The organism is Actinocorallia sp. A-T 12471 (assembly GCF_033875155.1).
Lineage (GTDB): Bacteria > Actinomycetota > Actinomycetes > Streptosporangiales > Streptosporangiaceae > Actinocorallia.
Window position 1 is genome coordinate 223267 of record NZ_JAWZTE010000013.1, and the last position, 4586, is coordinate 227852.

At 76.0% G+C, this 4586-nt stretch carries 3 protein-coding genes; 2 read left to right on the forward strand and 1 reads right to left on the reverse strand.

From position 1 onward, the window contains the following. Positions 1–16: 16 nt before the first annotated feature. Positions 17–1708: an ABC transporter ATP-binding protein gene (locus R9X44_RS29950; protein ID WP_319817684.1), complete on the forward strand. Its 1692-nt coding sequence runs from the start codon at positions 17–19 to the stop codon at positions 1706–1708. Further along, a complete protein-coding gene (locus R9X44_RS29955; RefSeq protein WP_319817685.1) occupies positions 1705–3471 on the forward strand; it encodes an ABC transporter ATP-binding protein in 1767 nt (588 codons plus the stop codon). The genes R9X44_RS29950 and R9X44_RS29955 overlap by 4 nt, the downstream gene beginning before the upstream one ends. A gap of 126 nt (positions 3472–3597) precedes the next feature. On the opposite strand, the gene R9X44_RS29960 is transcribed toward R9X44_RS29955, so the two are convergent. Then, positions 3598–4530 carry a TauD/TfdA family dioxygenase gene (locus tag R9X44_RS29960; protein ID WP_319817686.1) on the reverse strand — a complete coding sequence of 311 codons (933 nt, stop codon included), beginning with the start codon at positions 4528–4530 and terminating at the stop codon, positions 3598–3600. Positions 4531–4586 lie beyond the last annotated feature (56 nt).

Here is a 4586-nt window from a genome sequence, read left to right on the forward strand (position 1 = left end):
CCCGATGGTGTCCCGCATGAGCGCGGCGAGCGTGCGCGCGTCCAAGGCGTCGGTGCTCGGCGCGTCGATCTCCGCGCAGCGCTGGCGCGTGCTCGGCGCGGCCGCGCTGTTCGCCGGACACCAGGCGGGTGAGGCGCTCGTACCCGTGCTCATCGGCGTCGTCATCGACCGGGCGACCGGGCCCCGCGACGTCGGCGCGCTGCTGCTGTGGCTGGGCGTGCTCGCGGTGGACTTCGCGGTGCTGTCGTTCTCGTGGCGGTTCGGCATGCGCGTCGGCACCCAGGCCGCCGTGCGCGCCGACCGCGACCTGAAGCTCGCCGTCGCCGCGCGCTCCCTGCACCCGCGCGGCAGCCGCCGCGCCGACCTGCCGGGCGCGCTCGTCAGCATCGCCACCGCCGACGTGCGCCGCACCGCGATGATCAACTTCCGGCTGCCGCACCTTGTCGCGGCGATCGCGGGCATGCTCGTCGCCGGGATCTGGCTGCTCGTGGTGTCGGTGCCGCTCGGCCTGCTCATCCTGCTCGGCACTCCCCCGCTGCTCTTCCTGGTGAACCGGCTGAGCGCGCCGCTCGAGCGGCGCACGGTCGAGCAGCAGGAGCGCGCGGCGCGTGCCGCCGCCGTCGCGGTCGACCTCGTGCGCGGCGTCCGGGTGCTCAAGGGGCTCGGCGCTGAGCGCGCGGGCCTCGCCAGATACCGGGCGGTCAGCCGCGACTCGCTCGACGCGACGCTCGCCACGACCCGCGTCCAGGCCGTCTACTCCGGCGCGGTCGTCACGCTGAACGGGCTGTTCCTCGCGCTGATCGCGCTCGTCGGCGGCCGGATGGCCGCCTCGGGCACCATCTCGGTCGGTGAGCTGGTGTCGGCGGTCGGGCTCGCCCAGTTCCTCGTCGGGCCGCTCGGCGTGTTCGGCGACATCACCGCCGCGCTGGCGGCCGGACGCGCGTCGGCGGGCCGGATCGGCGGCGTGCTGCACGCCGAGCCCGCCACCCCGGGCGGCGAGGGCGCGCCGGTCTCGCCCGTCGCCGGTGAGGTCGCCGTGCGCGGGCTCACCGGAGGCGGCCTCGCGGGCGCGGACTTCACCGTCGCGCCCGGCGAGACCGTCGCGGTCTGCTGCGCCGACCCGGCCGCCGCGAGCGCGCTCGTGCGCTACCTCGGCCGCCAGGCCGACCCCGACGCGGGCGACGTCACGCTCGACGGCCGTCCCCTCGCCGACCTCGCGCCCGACGCGCTGCGCACCGCGATCCTGGCCGTCCCGCAGGGCGCCGCGCTGTTCGAGGGCACCGTCGCCGCCAACATCGACGCCGGACGCGGCGGCGACATCACCGCCGCCGTCCGGGCCGCGCGCGCCGACGAGGTCGCCTCGGCCCTGCCCGACGGCCTCGCCACCGCGGTCGCCGAACGCGGCAACTCCCTGTCGGGCGGGCAGCGCCAGCGCGTCGCGCTCGCCCGCGCGCTGCACGCCGACCCGCCCGTGCTTGTGCTGCACGACCCGACCAACGCGGTCGACACCGTCACCGAGGCGGGCATCGGCGACGGCCTGCGGGCGCTGCGCGCGCGCCGCACCACGATCATCGTCACCTCGAGCCCTGCGCTGCTGGCCGCCGCCGACCGCGTCCTGCTCGTCAAGGACGGGACGGTCGCGGCGGCCGGGCCGCACGGCGACCTCCTCGACACCCGCCCCGACTACCGCGAACTGGTCCTCACATGAGCACGACCGCCCCCGAACCCGCGCTGCTGCCGATCGCCGACCCGGCGCGCACCCGCGCGGTCATCCTCGGGCTGCTGCGCCCGCACCGGGGCAGGGTCGCGCTCGCGACGGCGTGCCTGGTCGGCGCGGCGGCGCTCAGCCTCGTCGCCGCGCCGCTGCTCGGCTGGATCATCGACCTCGCCGTCACCGGCTCGGCGGGCGCGATGACCACGCCCGTCGCGCTGCTGGCCGCCGCCGCGCTCGGCCAGGGCGCGCTGGCGTTCGCCGGGCTGTGGGCCGTCGCGCGCCTCGGCGAGCAGGTGCTCGCCGCGATCCGCGAGGACTTCGTCGCGCGCGCCCTCGGGCTGCCGCTCGAGCGGATCGAGCGCGGCGGGTCGGGCGACCTCACCTCGCGCATCACCGAGGACATCGCGATGGTCGGCGAGGCGGTTCGCGAGGCCGTCCCTGAGTTCGCCCAGGCCGCGCTGATCCTCGCGCTGACCCTCGTCGGGCTCACCGCGCTCGACTGGCGGTTCGGGCTCGCCGCCCTCATCGCCGTGCCTATCCAGGCGTACACCGCGCGCTGGTACGTGCGGCGTGCCTCGCCCATCTACGCCGAGCAGAGGGCGGCGGCGGGCGGGGAGCAACAGCAGCTCCTCGACACGCTCAGCGGCGCCGGCGCGGTGCGCGCGTTCGGCCTCGCCGACGCGCACGTCGGGCTCGTCGGGCGACGGGTCGACAGGTCGATCACCGCGGTCGTGACCGTCACCCTGCTCCAGACCCGCTTCTTCGGCCGCCTCAACGCCGCCGAGCTGCTCGGCCTTTCGGCGGTGCTGATCACCGGTTTTGTCCTTGTCGACGCGAACGCGATCTCGATCGGCGCGGCAAGCGCGGCGGCGCTGTACTTCGCCGGCGCGTTCAACCCGATCAACGCCGTGCTGTTCCTGCTCGACGTGCTCCAGTCGGCGACCGCGAGCCTCGCGCGGCTCGTCGGCGTCACCGACCTGCCCGAGGACGGCCTTCCCGACACGGTCGCGACGCCCGCCGAGGGCACGATCGAGGTGTCCGGGCTGCGCTACGCCTACGTCGAGGGCCACGACGTGCTGAAGGACGTGTCCTTCACCGTCCCTGCGGGCGGCTCGGTGGCGCTGGTCGGCGCGAGCGGCGGCGGCAAGACCACCCTCGCCAAGCTGATCGCCGGGGTGCACCCGCCCGACGCCGGGACCGTCCGGCTCGGCGGCGTCCCGACCGGGGAACTCGACGCGGCGCGGCTGCGCGCGACGGTCGCGCTGGTCACCCAGGAGGTCCACGTGTTCGCCGGGACCCTCGCCGAGGACCTGCGCCTCGCCGCGCCCGACGCGGCCGAGCGCGACCTGTGGGACGCGCTCGAGGTCGCGGGCCTCGCCGCGTGGGCCAAGGCGCTGCCCGACGGCCTCGACACCGAGGTCGGCGAGGGCGCGCACCCCGTCGACGCCGCGCACGCACAGCACCTCGCGCTCGCCAGGCTCGTCCTGGCGGACCCGGCGATCGCGGTGCTGGACGAGGCGACCGCCGAGGCGGGGAGCAGCGGCTCACGCGAGCTCGAAGCCGCCGCCGCCCGGGTCCTGGAAGGACGGACGTCGGTCACCGTCGCGCACCGGCTCAGCCAGGCCCGCGACGCCGACCTCATCCTCGTCCTCGACTCCGGCGCGATCGTGGAACGCGGCGCGCACGACGAACTCGTCGCGCTCGGCGGCCGCTACGCGGGCCTGTGGCAAGCCTGGTCGGCCCACCGCCCCGCCTGACCCGAGCGGACCCCGCGTCCGACCCGGCACGCGAACACCGGCCCGGCACCGCCCCGACGGCCCTGACGGGCCCGGGAGACGGCACCGGGGTACTCGTGTCGCGGGGGTCGGACGCGCGGGTCCGGCTCAGCCCTCCCCTGAGGGTTCCGCCATGGCGACGGCGATCTCGCGCGGGCCGGTGAAGGGCTCGCGGCCGTGCGCCACGGACATGTTGTCGACGACCAGCAGGTCGTCACGCCGGTAGTCGAAGCGGGTCGAGGCGGCCCGGTAGCAGTGCCGCAGGTGGGCGACGACGTCGTCGGGGATCGTGCCGCCGTCGCCGTAGAAGGTGTTGTGGGGGAAGCCGTCGGGGCCGTAGGCGTCGTGCAGGGCCTCGCGGACGTCGGCGTCGAGGCTGCTCTCGTGGAAGATCACGATGTGGTTGAACCAGACGGGCAGGCCGGTCACCGGGTGGCGGTGGACCGCGTCGCGGACGGCGGTGGTGCGCAGGCCGTCGTCGCCGGTCCACTCGGCGGTGATGCCGCCGCGCGCGCACTGCGCCTCGACCTCCGCGCGGGTCTCCGCGCCGAAGACCGTGCGCCAGCGCAGGCCGACGTCGTCGCCGTAGGTCCGCACGACGCGCCAGCGGCGGCGCTCGAACTCCGCGCGCACGTCGGGGTCGATCAGCTCGTAGACGCGGCGGACGTCCGACAGCGGGGTCGCGCCCTGGGTGTGCGGCGGCTCCACACAGTGGAAGAACAGCGTCAGCGGCCAGACCGCCTGGTAGGACATCTCGTTGTGGAGCGGGATCTCCGCCTGCCGAGGGTACGACGTCGAGGTGTAGACGTTGCCCTTGATGACGCTGCGCGGCGACGACTGCTCGGTGTAGGTGAGCGGTTCGCCCGCGAGCGCGCGGACCGCGTCGGCGAGCCCGTCGGGGCCGCCGACGTCGAAGCCGCGCAGCAGCAGCGCCCCGTGCTCGACAAGACCGGCCCGCAGCCTCGCGCGGTGCTCGCGCAACGGCGCGGCGACGGGTCCGGTCCCCTCCACGACGAGGGGAAGTGTTGTGGTGAACGTCATGGGTCCTCCGGGCCGCCCGCCCCGCGCGCGGGACGGGCGGCGGTGTTCGGGTGCGG